Raw genomic sequence first — 18,682 nt, 5'->3', positions numbered from 1 at the left:
CTTGGATCTGGCATCGCCCTTGTGGACGCTTTCGCTGGCAAGCCAGCTCCTGCAAGGGGCGCCTGTCGTCCGGTGCGGAGCCGGCGTCCGCTATAGGCGGAGAATGTTTCAACTTGTGACTGCCAAACCCCCTCTGCCATAATCGCGCCCGTTTCCACTCCTCCTGCCTGCTCTCCCTGTGCCGGGTTTGTCCCCGTCTGCACGTAATGGACTACGTTGTGAGCTATCTCTCGATCGAATTCGGCCTCTGTTTCATCCTGTTCTTCATTCTTTATTGGGGGTTGGGCTTCAGCCTGCGCCTGCAGAACGGCCTGCTGCTGGCCGCCAGCTACGCGATCCTCGCCAGCTTCAGCCTGAACTTTCTCTACATCCTGCTGGGCTATACGGCCCTGGTGTATCTGCTCGGCCTGTTGAGCCAGCGTTACCCCGGGCGGGGCTGGGTCAATGGCCTGATGTTGCTGCTGGTGCTCGGGGCCTTTTACCTGTTCAAGTACCAGGATTTCTTCACCAGCACGGTGCAGAACGCCTTCGCCCAGTTCGGTATGGAAGTGTCGTTGCCGCTGCTGGAGGTGCTGTTGCCGGTGGGGCTGTCGTTCTATGCCTTCCACTCGGTCAGCTACCTGGTGTCGATCAACCGTCGAGAGCTGACGCCGGGTTCGCCCTTCGACCTGGCGCTGTACCTGGCGTTTTTCCCCAGCCTGATTGCCGGTCCGGTGAACCGGGCGATCCCCATGCTGGAACAGATCAACCCGCCGCAGTTGCGTCAGGTGCTGGAGCCGCAACGGGCCCTGGGCCTGATCGCCGTGGCGGTGGTCAAACTGTTCTTCCTCAGCTCGTGGCTGGCCAATGAATGGGTCGACCCGGTGTTCGACAGCCCGGTGGCCTTCTCGGCCGAGCAGATCCTGCGGGCGGTGTACGGCTATTCGTTCCTGATCTACTTCAACTTTAGCGGCTACACCGATCTAGTGACTGGTATCGCCCTGTTGCTGGGTTTTCGTCTGCCGTTGAACTTCAACTACCCCTATGCGGCGCGCAACCTCAAGGAGTTCTGGGGGCGCTGGCACATCAGCCTGTCGACCTTTATCCGTGACTACGTGTACATCCCGCTGGGGGGCAACCGGGGGCCGGTGTGGCGTGGCAACCTGAACATGCTGCTGGCGATGCTGATCTCTGGCCTGTGGCACGGCGCCAGCGCCAACTTCATTATCTGGGGCGCGCTGCACGGCGTTGGCCTGGCGCTGTACAAACTGTGCAGCCCGTTGCTGGCCCGGGGGCCGAGCTGGATCGGTTCGGATCTGATGGCTCGCCTGCTGACCTTCCACTACGTGGCTTTTGCCTGGATCTTCTTCCGCTGCGCGACCTTGTCCGACGCCATGGACATGCTCAGTGGCCTGGGCGGCCTGTCCTTCAGCGGGCTGGCCAGCAGCGCCTTGAGCCTGTTGGGCTGCCTGTTGTTCGTCGCCTTCTACCCACGGATCGTGGCGCTGCTGCAGCGCCTGTTCGCCGCCGCCACCGGCTTGCCATGGCTGTTGTATCCAGTGCCGCTGGGGCTGTTCATCTGCGTAGTCATCTTCGCCTCACCGTCGGGCGTGCCGGGGTTCATCTATGCCAGTTTCTAACCGTTCGCCCTTATCGGTCAGCCTCGGCAGCGCAGCCAAGGTGTTCTATGCCCTGGTGGTGACCAGCCTGTTACTGGTGTGGTTCAACCAGCAGTCGATCCGTCTCTACTGCCAGCAGAAGTACCACGATGACTGCGAGATCCCGGGGCTGTCGCAGAACCCGCAGTGGCGCTTTGGCGCGCAGCTCAACCAGGCCCTGGAAAATGCCCGGGTGGCCTTTGTCGGCAGCTTTGCCGCAAGCGCCGACCTGAGCCTGGTGGCCCAGGCTGAAGCAGCCGCGGACGAAGAGCCTGCGCCGTTGCCGAAGGTCGCAGCGGGACCGGCGCCCGAGCACCCGCCGCTGAGTGCTGCGCACGCGGCACCGACCCATACGGCCACCCAGGCTCCTGTCCCAGCCCCGGTGCATCCGCAGCCAGTGGCCGTGGCTCCTGTGGTCAGCCATCCGCCTCAGGTCGAGTCGGGACGCACGGCGCCGCTGATGGCCAGCCTGGCCACGGGGGATGAGGTGTTCTTCGTCGGTGACTCCTTGATGCAGGGCGTGGCTCCGCACATGGCCAACACCTTGCGCAAACGCTACAACGTCAAGAGCCTCAACCTCAGCAAGCAGAGCACTGGCCTTGCCTACCCGAGCTTCTTCAACTGGCCCAAGACCGTTGAGAGCACCTTGGCCAGCAATCCCAACATCCGTCTGATGGTGATCTTCCTCGGTCCCAACGATCCGTGGGACATGCCGGTGGTCAAGGGCAAACCGTTCCTGCGTTTCAAGACCCCGGACTGGGAAGCAGCCTATCGCCAGCGCATCGATTCGATCCTCGACACCGCCCAGGCCCACAATGTGCAAGTGATCTGGGTCGGTCCGCCGAACATGGAGAAGCCCAAGCTGTCTACGGCCATGGCTTACCTGAGCGACCTGTACAAGAGCCAGATCGAGCGCTATCAGCAGCATTTCGTCTCGGCCAACGAGATTCTCGGCTACCAGAACGACGAGTTTTCCTATTACCGCACCACCGGCGATGGCAAGAAGGTCAAGACCCGGGTCGACGACGGTATTCATTTCACCACCACTGGGCAGAAGCTGATCGCTGAGCGTGTGATCTCGCTGATCAATTTTCCCAGTCAACAATTGACGGAGCACTGATATGGGGCGACTGCAAGGCATTGCGCTGTTGCTGGGCATTACCTTGCTGAGCAGTTGCAGCCCGACCACCGAGGTCCAGGCCACTCCGGCCTCGGCCCTGGCCCGGTCCGGGAGCGGAACCAAGAAAGTCGTGACCACCGGCACCGACCCGAACCTGGCACTGCTGGCGCGCAAGTTCAGCACCTCCAACCGCACCCCCATCAACATCGTGCAACTGGGTGACTCCCATACCGCCGCCGACCTGTTCAGCGGCGAGATGCGCCGTCTGCTGCAAGCGCAGTACGGCGATGGCGGCATTGGTTTCGTGGCGGCCACACCGGTGCCCGGCACCCGCTATGAACGGGTGATCCTCGGGGCTGCCAAGCGCCAGTGGTCCCTGGTATCGGCGCGCAACCAGCAGAGCAACCAGTTTCCCCTGGGCGGTTACCTGTCGCTGCCGATGACCCCGGGGGCGCGGGTGCATATCGCCGAGCGCCAGCCGAGCAACCAGCAGTACCGCATTTCCGCGCTGTACCAGGCGTCCAGCAATAACACCCTGACTGCTCGGGACAACCTCAACAAAAGCAGCCGCATGCTGGCCGCCACCGGGGGCCAATGGCGCTTCAGCCCGCCGTTCAACAACCTGACCCTGCCGCTGGACTTTAACGTGGCCAACAACCAGGGCCTGGCCCTGGGCGGCTGGAACATCCTCGGGCAGAAGAGCGCCGGGGTGATCTACTCCTCCCTGGGCATCAATGGCGCGCGCCTGGACGTGCTGGACAAGTGGCAGCCCGGCTGGCTGGAAACCCTCAAGGCCCTGCGCCCAGACATGGTGGTGCTGGCCTATGGCACCAACGAAGCCTTCGATGACGATCTGGATCTGCAGCTGTACCGCAGCCAGTTGCAGGAAAAGGTCAGGCTGCTGCGCAAGAACCTGCCCAAGACCGTGATCCTGCTGGTGGGGCCGCCGGACTCCATCAAGCGCCGCAATGCCGGCAGCTGCGCGGCTTCCCAACCGCAACCGCTGCGGCAGATCGTGCAGATCCAGAAGGACGTGGCGAAGACCAGTCGCACCCTGTTCTGGGACTGGCAGGCGTTCATGGGCGGGGATTGCTCCATCAGCAAATGGCAGGGCAGCGACCTGGCGCGCAACGACCTGGTGCACCTGACCGCCGACGGCTATCGCAAGAGTGCCGATGGCCTGTACCGCTTCCTGCGCGGGCAGTTGGGCGAACGCATGCCCTGAGAACCCGGAACCGGCTCCTATGCTGGCGCCACCAGCACCCCGAATGCTGCTGTAGGAGCTGGCTTGCCAGCGAAGGCGTCCGCAAGGGCGATGCAAGGCCAAAAAAATGCCCCGCACTTGGCGGGGCATTTTCATTTGCGGGCGACGATCACAGGCCCTCGAGCATGGCCTTGTTGCGTACCGCGCCCTTGTCGGCGCTGGTGGCCAGCAGGGCGTAGGCCTTCAGCGCGGTGGTCACTTTACGTGGGCGAGCTTCCACTGGCTTCCAGCCTTTCTTGTCCTGTTCGACGCGGCGCGCCGCCAGTTCCTCATCGCTGACCAACAGGTTGATCGAGCGGTTGGGAATGTCGATCAGTACCTTGTCGCCGTCCTGCACCAGGCCGATGGCGCCGCCGGCTGCCGCTTCTGGCGAGGCGTGGCCGATGGACAGGCCCGAAGTGCCGCCGGAGAAGCGGCCGTCGGTGAGCAGGGCGCAGGCTTTGCCCAGACCCTTGGATTTCAGGTAGGAGGTCGGATAGAGCATTTCCTGCATGCCCGGGCCGCCTTTCGGACCTTCGTAACGGATGATCACGATGTCGCCTTCTTTCACTTCGTCGGCGAGGATGCCGCGCACGGCGCTGTCCTGGCTTTCGAAGATCTTGGCGTTGCCTTCGAACACGTGGATCGACTCGTCGACACCGGCGGTCTTCACCACGCAGCCGTCCAGGGCAATGTTGCCGTAGAGCACGGCCAGGCCACCTTCTTTCGAGTAGGCATGCTCGACACTGCGGATGCAGCCGTTTTCACGGTCGTCGTCCAGGCTGTCCCAACGGGTCGACTGGCTGAAGGCGGTCTGGGTCGGGATGCCCGCCGGGCCGGCCTTGAAGAAGTGATGCACGGCTTCGTCGCTGGTCTGGGTGATGTCCCACTGGGCGATGCCCTCGGCCAGGGTCTTGCTGTGCACGGTGGGCAGGTCGGTGTGCAGCAGCCCGCCACGGGCCAGTTCGCCGAGGATGCTGAAGATGCCGCCGGCGCGGTGCACGTCTTCCATGTGGTACTTCTGGATGTTCGGCGCCACTTTGCACAGCTGCGGCACGTGGCGCGAGAGGCGATCGATGTCCCGCAGGTCGAAGTCGATCTCGGCTTCCTGGGCGGCGGCCAGCAGGTGCAGGATGGTGTTGGTGGAACCGCCCATGGCGATGTCCAGGGTCATGGCGTTCTCGAACGCCTTGAAGTTGGCGATGTTGCGCGGCAGCACCGACTCGTCGTTGTCGCCGTAGTAGCGCTGGCACAGCTCGACGATGGTGCGCCCGGCCCGCAGGAACAGCTCTTCGCGGTCGCTGTGGGTGGCCAGGGTCGAACCGTTGCCCGGCAGGGCCAGGCCCAGAGCTTCGGTCAGGCAGTTCATGGAGTTGGCGGTGAACATGCCGGAGCACGAACCGCAGGTCGGGCAGGCGCTGCGCTCGTACTCGGCAACCTTCTCGTCAGAAGCGCTGGAGTCGGCGGCGATGACCATGGCGTCCACCAGGTCCAGGCCGTGGCTGGCGAGCTTGGTCTTGCCGGCTTCCATCGGGCCGCCGGAAACGAAGATCACCGGGATGTTCAGGCGCAGGGCGGCCATCAGCATGCCGGGGGTGATCTTGTCGCAGTTGGAGATGCAGACGATGGCGTCGGCGCAGTGGGCGTTGACCATGTATTCCACGGAGTCGGCGATGATCTCGCGGCTCGGCAGGGAATACAGCATGCCGTCGTGGCCCATGGCGATGCCGTCGTCCACGGCGATGGTGTTGAATTCCTTGGCCACGCCACCGGCGCGTTCGATCTCACGGGCCACCAGCTGACCCAGGTCCTTCAGGTGCACGTGCCCCGGGACGAACTGGGTGAAGGAGTTGGCAATGGCGATGATCGGCTTCTTGAAGTCGTCATCTTTCATCCCCGTGGCGCGCCACAGGGCGCGAGCACCGGCCATATTGCGGCCGTGGGTGGATGTTTTCGAGCGGTAATCAGGCATGGAGCACTCCGGGCGGCTAATCAGGGAACAAATGGGGAGTGAGCTTCTATTGACCTTGGGAACACTCAGAAATGGCCGTGTGTCCGAAAGCTGCCGATGACGCCGCGGGATCGCCGCGCGCCTCAGCCTGAGCTCATAAACCCGCCGGGGGATGACTGGCGATGAATTCGCCGATTCTACACCGCTGGCGTCAGGAAGGAATGCCGTGGCCGCTCTGTGGCGTGCGATTGCCAGGATCTGAGAGGGAGGCTGCCCGCCTGGCCGCTCCTGGTTTAGACTCGCCGCCCCTCGATCACCTTCCAATGGAGCTGGAATGTCCGCGAACATGCGATCCCTGAGGTTCTACCTCGGCACGGGCCTGCTGCAAGGGCTGATGCTGATGTGGCTGGTGCTCTATAGCGACTGGCCCGGCAGCACCATGGCCGTGGTGGGCGCGGCCCTGCTGACGGGCGGCGGCTTCGTGCAACTGCTGGCCGGGCAGCGGCGCCAGTGGCGCACCTGGAAGGCCGCGCTGTTGCTGGCCTTTGCGGCGGCGGTCGTGGTGCAGGCCTGCAGTGAGTTGCCCTTTACCCGCGGGGTGATCTACAGCGTGGTGGCGTTCCTGCTGCTGATGACGCTACTCAGCGCCAGCTGGCTGCCGGGACGTGACGGTTTTAAACGACGGCTGTTGGGGGACGGAGCCTGGATGCTGGTGGCTCTTTGCGCTGCGTGGCTGGTGCAGGCGTTGTTCGATTTCTGGACCCGCGAGCACCATCTGGACCCCTTCAAGAGCGGGTTTTTGTCCTTGCGCTACTTCACTGGCCCGCCCTTGGCGTTTTCCTTCCTGCTGTACCTCAGGGATTTGTGCCGTCTGCGCGATCTTCAGACGCAAGCGCCCTGATAGCGACGATTGACCAGGCTGTTCAGGCCCAGGGCGGCAGCGCTCAGCAGCAGAATGACTACCGAGGTGTTGTTCGGGGTGGCGGGGGAGTGGCCCATGGTGTGGTGCTCTCGGTCCTTGAGAAGCTGCCGAGAATCGAACCGTGGTCGTGCAAAGTCAATCGAGGGCGGTGGCCATTCCCGCGCTAGGCGGGAGTGGCCGTCGGCCCGGGCTCAGCTGTTAGGCAGCAGGCGGCAGGTGATGCTCTTGATGTAGCGGGTTTCCGGGATGGCTGGGTGCACCGGGTGATCCGGGCCCTGGCCGCCGCGTTCCAGCAGTTGGATATTGCGGTCCAGGTGACGGGCACTGGTCAGCAGAATGTTCTGCAGGTCGTCCTCGGGCAGGTGCATCGAGCACGAGGCGCTGACCAGGATGCCGTCCTTGTTGAGCAGGCGCATGGCTTGCTCGTTCAGGCGGCGGTAGGCGCCTTCGCCGTTCTTCAGGTCTTTCTTGCGCTTGATGAAGGCGGGTGGGTCGGCAACGATCACGTCGAAGCGCTCTTCACTGGCTTTCAGTTCTTTCAGGGCTTCGAAGACGTCGCCTTCGATGCAGGTCATTTTCTCGGCGAAACCGTTCAGCGCAGCGTTGCGCTCCACGCCATCGAGGGCGAAGGCCGAGGCATCGACGCAGAACACTTCACTGGCGCCGAACGCCGCGGCTTGCACACCCCAGCCGCCGATGTAGCTGTACAGGTCCAGCACGCGCTTGCCCTTGGCGTACGGCGCCAGGCGGGCGCGGTTCATGCGGTGGTCGTAGAACCAGCCGGTTTTCTGGCCCTGGATCACCGGGGCTTCGAACTTGACGCCGTTCTCTTCCAGGGCAACCCACTCCGGCACCAGGCCGAACACGGTTTCGACGTAGCGGTTCAGGCCTTCGGCGTCACGGGCGGCGGAATCGTTCTTGAACAGGATGCCGCTGGGCTTGAGCACCTGGGTCAGGGCGGCAATCACGTCGTCCTTGTGGGTTTCCATGGTCGCCGAGGCGATCTGTACCACCAGGATGTCACCGAAACGGTCGACCACCAGGCCCGGCAGCAGGTCGGAGTCGCCGTAGACCAGGCGGTAGAACGGCTTGTCGAACAGGCGCTCGCGCAGGGACAGGGCCACGTTCAGGCGGTGCACCAGCAGCGATTTGTCCAGGGCCAGCTTGGCGTCCCGGGACAGCAGGCGGGCGCAGATCAGGTTGTTCGGGCTCATGGCGACGACGCCCAGGGGCTTGCCGCCGGCGGCTTCCAGTACCGCCTGGTCGCCTGCCTTGAAGCCGTGCAGAGGGGTGGCGGCTACATCGATTTCGTTGCTGTAGACCCACAGGTGGCCGGCGCGCAGGCGGCGATCGGCGTTGGCTTTGAGGCGCAGGCTTGGCAGGGACATGACGTCGCTCCGGAAAAAAGGGCGCGATTATACCTTGCTGCGCAACTTCAGCGACGGCCAATGGACCTGCGGCTAAAGGCGCAGGGTAAAGTTCCTGTCCGTTCGCCCAACATTGGCTCGTTAGAGGTTAGAATCGCCGCCTCAGCCAGAGTGTGTACTTATGTCCCAAGAGCTATCAGCCGAACAGATTCAGCAGGCCCTGCAAGGCATCAGCGTGCCGCCTCAACCGCAAATCATGGTGGATTTGCAGATGGAGCAGTACATGCCCGACCCCGACCTGGAAGTGATTGCCAAGCTGATATCCCAGGACCCGGGCCTGTCCGGCGCGCTGCTGAAGATCGTCAATTCGCCGTATTACGGCTTGAGCAACAAGATTGCCTCGATCCAGCGCGCGGTGAATCTCTTGGGCAGCCGCTCGATCATCAACCTGATCAACGCGCAGTCGATCAAGGGCGAGATGAGCGATGAAACCATCGTCACCCTCAACCGCTTCTGGGACACCGCCCAGGATGTGGCCATGACCTGCCTGACCCTGGCCAAGCGCACCGGCTCCCAGGCGGTGGATGAAGCCTACGCCCTGGGGCTGTTCCACGACTGCGGCGTGCCGCTGATGCTCAAGCGTTTCCCCGACTACATGAGCGTGCTGGAAGAGGCCTATGGCAGTGCCGGGCCGGAGCAGCGGGTGGTGGATACGGAAAACCGTGCCTTCAACACCAACCACGCGGTGGTGGGGTACTACACCGCCAAGTCCTGGCGCTTGCCGGAGCATGTGACCAATGCCATCGCCAATCACCACAACGCCCTGGCGATCTTCAGCGACGAGTCCTCGCGCAACAGCCAGCTGAAGAACCTGCTGGCGATCCTGAAAATGGCCGAGCACATCTGTGCGTCCTACCGGGTGCTGGGCAACCAGGTGGAAGATCACGAGTGGAACAGCATCGGCCATCTGATTCTCGACTACGTCGGTCTGTCGGATTACGACTTCGAGAACCTCAAGGAAACCGTGCGCGAGCTGGGCGCACACTGATCGTTCATTTCGCAATGAGTACCAGGGGCGGACATGCCTGAATTACCTGAAGTCGAAACCACCCGGCGCGGGATCGCACCGCACCTGGAAGGCCAGAAGGTCAGTCGGGTCATCGTCCGTGACCGGCGTTTGCGCTGGCCGATCCCCGAGGATCTGGATGTGCGCCTGTCCGGGCAGCGCATCGTCCAGGTGGATCGTCGGGCCAAGTACCTGCTGATCAATGCCGAGGTCGGCACCCTCATCAGTCATCTGGGCATGTCGGGCAATCTGCGCCTGGTGGAAATCGGCCTGCCGGCGGCCAAGCACGAACATGTGGATATCGAACTGGAATCGGGCCTGGCCCTGCGCTACACCGACCCGCGCCGGTTTGGCGCCATGCTCTGGAGCCTGGACCCGCTGAACCACGAGCTGCTGGCGCGCCTGGGGCCGGAGCCGCTGACCGACCTGTTCGATGGTGAGCGCCTGTTCCAGCTATCCCGGGGACGCTCCATGGCGGTCAAACCGTTCATCATGGACAACGCGGTGGTAGTGGGGGTGGGCAATATCTATGCGACCGAGGCACTGTTCGCCGCAGGCATCGATCCACGTCGTGAAGCCAAGGGCATTTCCCGGGCCCGCTATCTGCAACTGGCGATCGAGATCAAACGCATCCTGGCGGCGGCCATCGAGCGGGGCGGCACCACCTTGCGCGACTTTATCGGCGGCGACGGCCAGCCTGGGTACTTCCAGCAGGAGCTGTTCGTCTACGGACGTGGCGGGGAGCACTGCAAGGTCTGCGGCACGGGGCTGCGGGAGATCAAGCTGGGCCAGCGGGCCAGCGTCTACTGCCCACGTTGCCAGCGCTGAGAAGCTGCGCCGGCAATCCGGCTCCTACGAACGCCGTAGGAGCCGGTTTGCCGGCGAAAATGCCCTGAAGGGCCGCTGAATTCCTCAAGCCTTGCCGGTGATCTTCCGGTACTTGGCCATCAACTCTTCTTCGGTTTCCGGACGCGCCTCATCCAGCGGAATGCAATCCACCGGACATACCTGTTGGCATTGCGGCTCGTCGTAGTGGCCGACGCACTGGGTGCACAGGTTCGGATCGATGACGTAGATCTCCTCGCCTTGGGAGATGGCCGCGTTGGGGCACTCGGGTTCGCAGACGTCGCAGTTGATGCAATCGTCGGTGATGATCAGGGACATGGGGGACTCCGGCCTGGGCGGCAGGCCCGGGCATGTAAAAACGAATGCGCGCAATTGTGCCGTATTGACGCCCGCAGTGCACGCGGGCGCGATGGCTGACGCCTGGCAAGGGCCCCTCTGCGGGGCCGCACGGCTTATTTCTTGAAGCGCAGGGTCAGTGCATCGGCGACGGCCGGATGGACGAACTTGGTGATATCGCCACCCAGGGCAGCAATTTCACGAACCAGCGTCGAGGAAATGAACGAGTAGCGCTCCGACGGCGTCAGGAACAGGCTTTCCACGTCCGGCGCCAGTTGGCGGTTCATGTTGGCCAGCTGGAACTCGTATTCAAAGTCCGAAACCGCTCGCAGGCCCCGCAGAAAGACATTGGCGTTCTGCTCCTTGGCAAAGTGCGCCAGCAGGGTGGAGAAGCCGACGACTTCAACGTTGGGCAGGTGCTTGGTCACCTCTTGCGCCAGTTCCACGCGTTGTTCCAGGGGGAACAGCGGGTTTTTCTTGGGGCTGGCGGCAACGGCGATGATCACGTGGTCGAACAGCCGGGAGGCGCGCTCGACCAGATCGCCGTGGCCCTTGGTAATAGGGTCGAAGGTACCTGGGTACAACACTCGGTTCATCGCGTCGTCCTGGCGGGAATCCGTTGGGGAGTCGGATGGTATCGCAGCCTTCCCGGTCGGCCAAGTCGCCTTTTAGGGAAGAAAGCACTATAGACGACGAAAATACCCCGCTTTTTCACGCCGTTTTCAAGCGCTCCGCCAGGGCCGTGGCCAGTTGCGCGGTCAGGCCGTAGACCGACAGCTGTGGGTTGGCACCGATGCTGGTGGGAAACAGCGAACCGTCGTGGATCGACAGATTGCGCAATTGATGGTGACGCCCGAGGCTGTCGGCCACGGCGTTTTTCGGGTCTTCGCCCATGGCGCAGCCACCCATCACGTGGGCGCTGCCCAGGCGGGTGCGGTACAGCGCCAGGTCCAGGCCGTCGATCTGGGTGCGGACTTCATTCAGGGTCTTGGCGAAGCGGGCGTCGCTGTGCAACGGCTTGACCGCCTTGGCGCCGCCGGCGAACTGGATCTCCGCCATGCTGTGGAAAGCCCGGCGCAGACCGTCCCAGGCGTAGGGCGAGACCTGATAGTCGAGCACCGGGGTGCCGTCACCACGCAGCTCGACGTTGCCGCCGGTGCTATCGGGGTGGAAGCCGTCCCGCAGCAGGGCCAGCATGGCGTGGGTGTGGGGCAGTTGCTCCATGGACAACCCGCTCTGCGGCCCGAAACCGCCTAGCAGGGTACTGGCCAGGGCCGGTTGCAGGGGCGGTACTTCGAGTTTGTAGGACATTTTGCCGGTGGTGCCGTCCTGCCACTGGAAATGGTCGGAGTAGATCGATTGCGGCGCGCCGTAGAACGGGTTGATCACCTCGTCGAACTGGCCGGCGGAGAAATTCACCAGGTGCAAGAAGGTGCGTTTGCCCAGGCGCGAATGCGGGTCCGGGGCATCGGAGCGCAGCAGCAGGGCGGGGCTGTTGATGCCGCCACCGGCCAGCACGTAATGCTTGGCCTTGACGGTGATGGTTCGTCCCGTGGGCGCCACGCAACGGGCATCCATGGCCACACATTGCAGGCTACTGACCTGGTCACCCTTGAGCACCAGGCGATCGGCCCGGGCCAGGTACAGCAGCTCGCCGCCTTTCTCCAGGGTTGCCGGAATGGTGGTCACCAGCATCGATTGCTTGGCATTGGTGGGGCAGCCCAGGCCGCAATAGCCCAGGTTCCAGCAACCACGGACGTTGCGCGGAATCACGTGCCAGCTGTAGCCCAGGGCTTCGCAGCCCTTGCGGATCACGTCGTTGTTGGCGTTGGGCGGCATGACCCAGGGCGCCACCCCCAGGCGCTGCTCCATTTTCTCGAACCAGGGGGCCATCTCCGCCGAGCTGTGGCCCACCACCCCGTGTTCCCTGGCCCAGTGTTCCAGGGTCGGGTCGGGAGTGCGGAAGCTCGATGTCCAGTTGATCAGGGTGGTGCCGCCCACGGCGCGGCCCTGGAGGATGGTGATGGCGCCGTCCTTGCTCATGCGCCCGATGCCTTCCTGATAGAGGCTGGTGTAGGCCTGGTCCTCCAGCATCTTGAAGTCGTCGCTGGTCTTGAGCGGGCCCTCCTCGATCAACAGCACCTTGTAGCCGGCGGCGCTGAGGATTTCGGCGGTGGTACCGCCACCGGCGCCGCTGCCGATGATGGCGACATCGGCTTCCAGGGTCAGGTCCTGCTCCAGCTGCGAGCCGTTGTAGGTTTTCCAGCCACGGTTCAGGCCTTCGCGGAACAGATCAGGTACAGGCATATCGGACGCTCTCTTATTATTGAAGGCTCGGCGCGGATCCACTGTAGCCGCTGCTGAGCCTGCGAAGCTGCGAAAAGGCCCGCAGGGCCTTGCTTGACGATCCCCAGCCGCTGCCCCATCGCCCCACGAACCTAAGCGCTCGCGCGCAGCCTATGGCGGCGGCTACAAAAGCCGGTCAGACCTTCGGTGGCCCGGGATAACCGCAATGGGCCCAGGACTCAGGGCGGGTGTACCAGGCCATCATCACCAGTTGCAGCAACGAGGCATGACCCATGCGCAGCAGGGCCAGGAAGCTGTTTTCCCAGCGGCTGAGAAAGTTGCGGATGGCCTCGGCGCTGGCGCTTTCCCAACTGCCCCAGATCCCCGTCAGCGGGCCGCGGGTGACCGCCATGCCCAGCACATCGAACAACTGCTGGGTGAGCTTGAACATTTCCGGCGATAGGTGATTGAGGGCGTTGTCCAGGTTGGCCAGGGTGCCGTCGATGGCGGCGGGCATCTTGTCCGCCGCCACGGCGCCTTCAAGCATCACCGGGATCAGCGCCCGCAAAAACGGCAGGTCATTGCTGCGCAGCATGGCGAAGCCGCTGGCGGGCGTGCTGGCGGAGCAACCGCTGAGGCTCGCGCCCAGTCCCGCGGTGGCCAGGAAGGCGCTGGCGCAAAGGCTGATTTTCAGCAATCCGCGCCGTGACAGCGCGGGTGTTTCAGACAGGCTAGGGGTCATTGTTGTTATTACCCGGCGATGTACTGGTTAACGAATGAACAGCTTCTGGATGAGTTTCTGGATCGATTTTCCATAAGGCGGGTAGATCAGGCGCGCCGCGTTGAAGCGCTGCTTGATGAACACTCCCTTGGCCTTGCTGAAGGTCAGGAAGCCTTCATGCCCGTGGTAGTGGCCCATGCCGGAAGGGCCGACACCACCAAACGGCAGGTCATCCTGGGCCACATGCAGCAGGGTGTCGTTGAGGCACACGCCGCCGGAGTGGGTTTCGTTGAGCACCCGCTGCTGTTCGGACTTGTCGTAGCCGAAGTAGTACAGGGCCAGGGGGCGCGGACGCTGGGTGATATAGGCGAGGGCCTGGTCCAGGGTCTTGTAGGGCACGATGGGCAGGATCGGACCGAAGATCTCGTCCTGCATCACGGTCATGTCGTCGGTGACATTCAAGAGCAGGCTATGGCCCAGGCGCCGCTCCTGGCTCTGTTCGAACAGCGGCACCAACAGCGCGCCCTTGCTGGTGGCGTCGCTCAGGTAGCCGTTGAGCCGGGTCAACTGGCGCTGGTTGATGATCGCGGTGTAGTCGGGGTTGTCCGCCAGGGTCGGGAAGAAACCACGCACCACCTGGCGATAGGCTTCGACAAAGGCTCCGATGCGCTCTTCCGGCACCAGCACGTAGTCCGGGGCGACGCAGGTCTGCCCGGCGTTCAGGGTCTTGCCGAAGGCGATACGTTCGGCGGCGTCCTTGAGGGGCACGGTGTGGGACACGATGGCCGGGGACTTGCCGCCCAGCTCCAGGGTCACCGGGGTCAGGTTTTCGGCCGCTGCGCGCATCACGTGCTTGCCGATGCTGGTGGCGCCGGTGAACAGCAGATGATCGAAACGCAGCTTGGAGAAGGCCATGCCCACTTCGGCTTCGCCCAGCACCACGCACACCAGATCCTCGGGGAATACCCGGGCCAGCAACTGTTTGAGCAACTGGCCGGTGGCCGGGGTTGATTCACTGAGCTTGAGCATCACCCGGTTGCCGGCGGCCAGGGCCCCCACCAACGGGCCCATGCACAGGTACAGCGGGTAGTTCCACGGCACGATGACGCCCACCACCCCCAGCGGCTGATAAACCACCTTGGCCGAGGCTGGCTGGAAGGCCAGGCCGACGGCGCGACGAGACGGCTTCATCCATTTTTTCAGGTGCTTGCTGGCGTAGTGAATGCCATGCAGGCTGGGCATCAGCTCGGCCAGCAGGGTTTCATCGGCGCTGCGGTTGCTGAAGTCCTGGCTGATGGCATCGATCAGTGCCTGGCGTTCGGTGTCGAGCAGGTTCTGCAGTGATTTGAGCCATTGTTGGCGTTGTGCGGCCGGTGGCATGGGATTGGCGGCGAAGGCCCGGCGCTGGGCTTCGAACAGCGCATGCAGCTCGTCCTGTTGCTGAAGGGAATCCTGCAGGTAAGCGATTTCGGCAGACATGGACGGGCTCCGGTTTTTATAGGGTGGCTAGTTTTTTAGAGCTTATGCTCTAAATTGTCAAATACCATCCGGTGCCGGTCGCGATTTATCCACAGGGGGATAGAACGTAAGATGCACCCCAGCCTTCTGATTAAAGCCCACGCCCATGGCCCCACGTATAAAAACCCGCGAGCGCATCGTTCAGTTCAGTCTTGAGCTGTTTAACCAACAGGGCGAGCGCAACGTCAGTACCAACCATATTGCTGCGCACATGGAGATTTCTCCGGGCAACCTGTACTACCACTTCCCCAACAAGCAGGCGATCATCGCCGTGTTGTTCGCCGAGTACGAGAGTCTGGTGGACAGCTTCCTGCGCCCGCCCCCCGGGCGTGCGGTCACCGTCGAAGACAAGCGCTATTACCTGCAGGCGCTGCTGGCGGCCATGTGGCGCTATCGCTTCCTGCACCGCGACCTGGAACACCTGCTGGACAGCGACGCCGAACTGGCGGCTCGCTACCGGCGCTTCTCCCAGCGTTGCCTGATCCAGGGCATGGCCATCTACGGACGTTTCGTCGACGCCGGGATCGTCGCCATGGACAAGGTGCAGATCGAATCCCTGACCCTCAATGCCTGGATCATCCTCACCTCCTGGGTGCGTTTTCTGTGCACCACTCGGGAGAACTCCACCCACCTGAGCGAGGAAGCCATCAAGCGCGGCGTCTATCAGGTGCTGGTGCTGGAAGCCGGTTTTGTCACCGAGCAGGCCCGGGAAGCGGTCAACGGCCTGTTCGAAGAGTTTTACGTGCCGCTGGCCCAAGCCCTGGAAGAAGTGCAGTAGGATCAATCTCCGACTTACTCACAGGAGCCCGCTATGCCCCTCGCGCAGTTGATCAGCCCGCTTGCCCTGGACCAGAAAAAACAACAGCCCGGCCTGGTGATTCTGGATTGTCGCTTTGCTCTGGAAGACCCGGATTACGGCCAGCGCAGTTACGCCGACGGGCATATCGCCGGGGCGCATTTCGCCGATCTGAACCGGGATCTGAGCGCGCCGGTGGTCAAGGGCGTGACCGGCCGGCATCCGTTGCCGGAGCCGGCGCAACTGGTGGCCCGCCTGCAGGCCTGGGGCATCGATAACGACAGCGAGATCGTGCTCTATGACGACGGCCCCGGTGCCTACGCTGCCCGCGCCTGGTGGTTGCTGGCCTGGTTGGGCAAGCGTGATGGCGTGTTCATTCTCGATGGCGGCCTCAAAGCCTGGCACGCCGCGGGCCTGCCCCTGAGCCTGGATGCACCGCAAACCGTGCCGGGCCGGTTCGCCGGCCAGCCCGACCACAGTCTGCTGCTGGATGCCGAGCACTTGCGCCAGCGCCTGGGTCAGGCGGACCTGACCCTGCTGGATGCCCGTGGCCTGCCGCGTTTTCGTGGCGAGGTGGAGCCCATCGATCCGGTGGCCGGGCATATTCCCGGTGCCCAATGCGCGGCATTCACCGACAACCTGGGCGAGGACGGGCGCTTCCTTGCGGCCGACCGACTCAAGCAGCGATTCGCGCAAAAGCTCGCAGGACGCTCCCCGGAGCAGTTGGTGGCTTACTGCGGCTCTGGCGTCACCGCTTGCCACAACCTGTTCGCCTTGTGCCTGGCCGGCTACCCGCTGGGGCGCCTGTATGCCGGGTCGTGGAGCGAATGGATCACCGATGCCCAGCGGCCTGTCGCCACCGGCGATTGACGGGCTGCCCCCGTCGGCCTCTTCGCTGGCAAGCCAGCTCCTACGGCCCGCAGGCCCCCGCGAACCTGTAGGAGCGAGCTTGCTCGCGAAAGCGTCGACAGGGACGCGTTGGCGGCAGCAGGCGCGAACCTGCTCGCGAAAGCCGCGTCGCCCTACTGCAGAACGGCGCTGCGATAAGCTGCCGGCGTCACCCCATACACCTGCTTGAACTGCCGGCTCAGATGGCTTTGGTCGGCAAATCCCAACTGTGTCGCCACTGCCAGCGGCAGGCAGCCATCGCGCAACAAGGCCCGGGCTTTGGCGATGCGCTGTTGCATCAACCAGGTATGGGGCGCAATCCCGGTGGTCCGGCGAAACACCCGGGCGAAATGGAACGGCGACAGGTTTACCGCCGCCGCCAACTCTTCCAATGACGGCGGTGCGGCCAGTTGCGAGCGCAGCAGTTCCTTGGCTTGGACAATCGCCCGGTGTTCCTGCCCAGGTTCACCCAGTGCCCGGACTCCGGCGTGGCGCTGCAACAGCATCAGCAGCATTTCCCGCCACTGGGTCTGTTGTTGCAGGGCGGTGGCCGGGCTTTCCAGCAGGTGGTGCAGGCGGGCAAAACCCTGCACCAGATCCGGGTCCCGATACAGGGTGGCGCCAAAGGCCGGCAGGCTGCCGCTGGGCAGTTCCAGTTCATCCAGCAAGCCGAGAATCTGCCGGTTGTCCGGGTAAAAGGCCCGATACAGCCAGCCGTCTTCAACACCCTTGGCCCCGGTGTGCAATTCGTCCGGGTTGATCAGCACCAGGGTGCCGCTGCCCGCCAGGTGTTCGGCCCCGCGGTAGCGGTAGCGCTGAGCGCCAGCCATGATCATGCCGATCACATAACCCTCGTGCACGTGGGGCACGAAGCGCTGTTCGATGTAGCGCGCGGCCAGCAACTCGACCCCGGCCAGGGGCGCGGTCTGCCAGAAGCGGATCGACTCCCGGGCGGGCTTATCCATGGCGGTCCAGGCCGGTCAGCCATTGCGGGATGCGTTGTTCCAGGTAGTAGCTCGGGTGTTTCAGGCTGCCTCCGACAAAGCCTACGTGGCCGCCCTTGGCCTGCAGTTCGAACTGGGTACTGGCGGACAGTTCGCCGGCCTCGGGCAGGCTGTGGGGGAACACAAAGGGATCGTCCGCGGCCTGGATGATCAGGGTCGGGGTGCGGATTTCCCCAAGGTAATAGCGGCTGGAAGCGCGGCGGTAGTAGTCCTGGGCATCGGCAAAGCCATGCAGCGGCGCGGTGACCCGGCCATCGAAGTCCCAGAAGGTGCGCATCTTGGTCAGCGGGCCCAGTTGCGCCAGGGTCGCCAGGCCTTCATGGCGGCCGTCGTGCTGGAACTGGCGTTGCTTGTCCTTGATGTAGGCCAGCATCTCGCGCATGAAGTGGGCCTGATAGACCTTGGAGAACCCCTGGCCAATGCGGTCGGCGCACTGGTCCAGGCGAAACGGCACCGACACCGCCGTGGCCCCTTGCAGCGGGCTGGCGCTGCCGCTTTCCCCCAGGTACTTGAGCAGCACATTGCCGCCCAGGGAGTAGCCCACCGCGTACAGCGGTGCCTGGGGGCGCTTGGCCCGCAGATGGGCAATGACTGAAGCCAGGTCTTCGCTGGCGCCGGAGTGGTAGCTGCGGGGCAGCAGGTTGGGTTCGCCGGAGCAGCCGCGCCAGTTCAGCGCTGCGCTGGCCCAGCCTCGGGCGGCGAGGGCCTGTTGCAGGCCGGCCACATAAGGTGAGTTGGAAGAACCGGTCAGCCCATGCAGCACCAGCACCAGCGGGGCCTCGGCGCTATGGGGGCCGTGCCAGTCAAGATCGAGAAAGTCGCCGTCATCCAGCCACAGACGTTCGCGCTGGCGCTCAAGGTGGGTGGTCGGGCGCCACAGCGGACCCCACAGCGTCTGCAGGTGCGGGTTGCCAAGGCCGAAGGCGGGGATGAAACGATCAGGCGAGTTGGGCACGGGGGGAGTCTCGATGCGGCGCTGCG

General features: G+C 63.8%; 17 protein-coding genes. 8 read left to right on the top strand and 9 right to left on the bottom strand.

The features are described from left to right. Positions 1-218: 218 nt before the first annotated feature. The 3 genes from WIN67_RS29140 to WIN67_RS29130 are packed head-to-tail and all read left to right on the top strand — an operon-like array spanning position 219 to position 3,982. Positions 219-1,619 (top strand): MBOAT family O-acyltransferase, encoded by a 1,401-nt coding sequence (locus WIN67_RS29140; protein WP_240322051.1) that lies wholly within the window; start codon positions 219-221, stop codon positions 1,617-1,619. Then, positions 1,606-2,757, top strand: a complete 1,152-nt coding sequence (locus WIN67_RS29135) for an SGNH family hydrolase (protein WP_339070375.1) — start codon at positions 1,606-1,608, stop codon at positions 2,755-2,757. Before WIN67_RS29140 ends, WIN67_RS29135 begins: the two co-directional genes overlap by 14 nt. A gap of 1 nt (position 2,758) precedes the next feature. Continuing rightward, positions 2,759-3,982: an SGNH/GDSL hydrolase family protein gene (locus WIN67_RS29130; protein ID WP_339070373.1), complete on the top strand. Its 1,224-nt coding sequence runs from the start codon at positions 2,759-2,761 to the stop codon at positions 3,980-3,982. Between the two features lie 148 nt (positions 3,983-4,130). Here WIN67_RS29130 and ilvD read toward each other — a convergent pair whose 3' ends face one another. After that, positions 4,131-5,972, bottom strand: a complete 1,842-nt coding sequence (gene ilvD / locus WIN67_RS29125; protein WP_339070372.1) for a dihydroxy-acid dehydratase — start codon at positions 5,970-5,972, stop codon at positions 4,131-4,133. A gap of 313 nt (positions 5,973-6,285) precedes the next feature. On the opposite strand from ilvD, the gene WIN67_RS29120 reads away from it, so the two are divergent. Further along, positions 6,286-6,852, top strand: coding sequence for a hypothetical protein (locus tag WIN67_RS29120; RefSeq protein ID WP_268561828.1), 567 nt, complete (start codon positions 6,286-6,288; stop codon positions 6,850-6,852). Between the two features lie 212 nt (positions 6,853-7,064). On the opposite strand, the gene WIN67_RS29115 is transcribed toward WIN67_RS29120, so the two are convergent. Then, positions 7,065-8,261 carry a class I SAM-dependent rRNA methyltransferase gene (locus WIN67_RS29115; RefSeq protein ID WP_102862104.1) on the bottom strand — a complete coding sequence of 399 codons (1,197 nt, stop codon included), beginning with the start codon at positions 8,259-8,261 and terminating at the stop codon, positions 7,065-7,067. Positions 8,262-8,475: 214 nt separating this feature from the next. Here WIN67_RS29115 and WIN67_RS29110 point away from each other — a divergent pair, with 214 nt between their 5' ends. Continuing rightward, a complete protein-coding gene (locus WIN67_RS29110) occupies positions 8,476-9,288 on the top strand; it encodes an HDOD domain-containing protein (protein ID WP_162884160.1) in 813 nt (270 codons plus the stop codon). A gap of 33 nt (positions 9,289-9,321) precedes the next feature. Continuing rightward, positions 9,322-10,134: a bifunctional DNA-formamidopyrimidine glycosylase/DNA-(apurinic or apyrimidinic site) lyase gene (mutM, locus tag WIN67_RS29105; RefSeq protein WP_102862102.1), complete on the top strand. Its 813-nt coding sequence runs from the start codon at positions 9,322-9,324 to the stop codon at positions 10,132-10,134. Between the two features lie 84 nt (positions 10,135-10,218). Here mutM and WIN67_RS29100 read toward each other — a convergent pair whose 3' ends face one another. From WIN67_RS29100 to WIN67_RS29080, 5 genes are all read right to left on the bottom strand, one after another. Beyond that, on the bottom strand, positions 10,219-10,470 hold the full coding sequence (locus tag WIN67_RS29100; protein WP_011064042.1) for a YfhL family 4Fe-4S dicluster ferredoxin: 252 nt from the start codon (positions 10,468-10,470) through the stop codon (positions 10,219-10,221). A 134-nt stretch (positions 10,471-10,604) separates the two neighbouring features. Then, a complete protein-coding gene (coaD, locus tag WIN67_RS29095) occupies positions 10,605-11,084 on the bottom strand; it encodes a pantetheine-phosphate adenylyltransferase (protein ID WP_003195136.1) in 480 nt (159 codons plus the stop codon). A gap of 115 nt (positions 11,085-11,199) precedes the next feature. After that, positions 11,200-12,795, bottom strand: a complete 1,596-nt coding sequence (locus WIN67_RS29090; protein WP_267269066.1) for a GMC family oxidoreductase — start codon at positions 12,793-12,795, stop codon at positions 11,200-11,202. 175 nt (positions 12,796-12,970) lie between these two features. Beyond that, positions 12,971-13,516: a twin-arginine translocation pathway signal protein gene (locus WIN67_RS29085; protein ID WP_339070370.1), complete on the bottom strand. Its 546-nt coding sequence runs from the start codon at positions 13,514-13,516 to the stop codon at positions 12,971-12,973. A 27-nt stretch (positions 13,517-13,543) separates the two neighbouring features. Beyond that, positions 13,544-14,974, bottom strand: a complete 1,431-nt coding sequence (locus WIN67_RS29080; RefSeq protein WP_102862099.1) for a coniferyl aldehyde dehydrogenase — start codon at positions 14,972-14,974, stop codon at positions 13,544-13,546. A 145-nt stretch (positions 14,975-15,119) separates the two neighbouring features. On the opposite strand from WIN67_RS29080, the gene WIN67_RS29075 reads away from it, so the two are divergent. Next, the gene (locus WIN67_RS29075; protein WP_102881181.1) at positions 15,120-15,791 is read left to right on the top strand and encodes a TetR/AcrR family transcriptional regulator; all 672 of its coding nucleotides are present in this window, start codon (positions 15,120-15,122) and stop codon (positions 15,789-15,791) included. A 33-nt stretch (positions 15,792-15,824) separates the two neighbouring features. Further along, positions 15,825-16,679 carry a sulfurtransferase gene (locus WIN67_RS29070; protein ID WP_110652433.1) on the top strand — a complete coding sequence of 285 codons (855 nt, stop codon included), beginning with the start codon at positions 15,825-15,827 and terminating at the stop codon, positions 16,677-16,679. Between the two features lie 152 nt (positions 16,680-16,831). On the opposite strand, the gene WIN67_RS29065 is transcribed toward WIN67_RS29070, so the two are convergent. Together WIN67_RS29065 and WIN67_RS29060 are read right to left on the bottom strand one after the other, a co-directional pair. Continuing rightward, a complete protein-coding gene (locus WIN67_RS29065) occupies positions 16,832-17,662 on the bottom strand; it encodes an AraC family transcriptional regulator (protein WP_110652432.1) in 831 nt (276 codons plus the stop codon). Next, entirely contained in the window at positions 17,655-18,656 is a 1,002-nt protein-coding gene (locus WIN67_RS29060; RefSeq protein WP_268561812.1) for a hydrolase, read from the bottom strand. Before WIN67_RS29060 ends, WIN67_RS29065 begins: the two co-directional genes overlap by 8 nt. Between the last annotated feature and the right edge of the window lie 26 nt (positions 18,657-18,682).

Source organism: Pseudomonas idahonensis (assembly GCF_037903935.1).
Classification (GTDB): Bacteria; Pseudomonadota; Gammaproteobacteria; order Pseudomonadales; family Pseudomonadaceae; genus Aquipseudomonas; species Aquipseudomonas danubii.
Note: the sequence above shows the minus strand (reverse complement) of the source record. Positions and strands in the feature narration are given on the sequence as shown.

Excerpts from the sequence above, each read along its gene's own strand:
- WIN67_RS29135 (WP_339070375.1), top strand. The coding sequence starts at position 1,606 with ATGCCAGTTTCTAACCGTTCGCCCTTATCGGTCAGCCTCGGCAGCGCA.
- WIN67_RS29130 (WP_339070373.1), top strand. The coding sequence starts at position 2,759 with ATGGGGCGACTGCAAGGCATTGCGCTGTTGCTGGGCATTACCTTGCTG.
- ilvD (WP_339070372.1), bottom strand. The coding sequence starts at position 5,972 with ATGCCTGATTACCGCTCGAAAACATCCACCCACGGCCGCAATATGGCC.
- WIN67_RS29120 (WP_268561828.1), top strand. The coding sequence starts at position 6,286 with ATGTCCGCGAACATGCGATCCCTGAGGTTCTACCTCGGCACGGGCCTG.
- WIN67_RS29115 (WP_102862104.1), bottom strand. The coding sequence starts at position 8,261 with ATGTCCCTGCCAAGCCTGCGCCTCAAAGCCAACGCCGATCGCCGCCTG.
- mutM (WP_102862102.1), top strand. The coding sequence starts at position 9,322 with ATGCCTGAATTACCTGAAGTCGAAACCACCCGGCGCGGGATCGCACCG.
- WIN67_RS29100 (WP_011064042.1), bottom strand. The coding sequence starts at position 10,470 with ATGTCCCTGATCATCACCGACGATTGCATCAACTGCGACGTCTGCGAA.
- coaD (WP_003195136.1), bottom strand. The coding sequence starts at position 11,084 with ATGAACCGAGTGTTGTACCCAGGTACCTTCGACCCTATTACCAAGGGC.
- WIN67_RS29090 (WP_267269066.1), bottom strand. The coding sequence starts at position 12,795 with ATGCCTGTACCTGATCTGTTCCGCGAAGGCCTGAACCGTGGCTGGAAA.
- WIN67_RS29085 (WP_339070370.1), bottom strand. The coding sequence starts at position 13,516 with ATGACCCCTAGCCTGTCTGAAACACCCGCGCTGTCACGGCGCGGATTG.
- WIN67_RS29080 (WP_102862099.1), bottom strand. The coding sequence starts at position 14,974 with ATGTCTGCCGAAATCGCTTACCTGCAGGATTCCCTTCAGCAACAGGAC.
- WIN67_RS29075 (WP_102881181.1), top strand. The coding sequence starts at position 15,120 with ATGGCCCCACGTATAAAAACCCGCGAGCGCATCGTTCAGTTCAGTCTT.
- WIN67_RS29070 (WP_110652433.1), top strand. The coding sequence starts at position 15,825 with ATGCCCCTCGCGCAGTTGATCAGCCCGCTTGCCCTGGACCAGAAAAAA.
- WIN67_RS29065 (WP_110652432.1), bottom strand. The coding sequence starts at position 17,662 with ATGGATAAGCCCGCCCGGGAGTCGATCCGCTTCTGGCAGACCGCGCCC.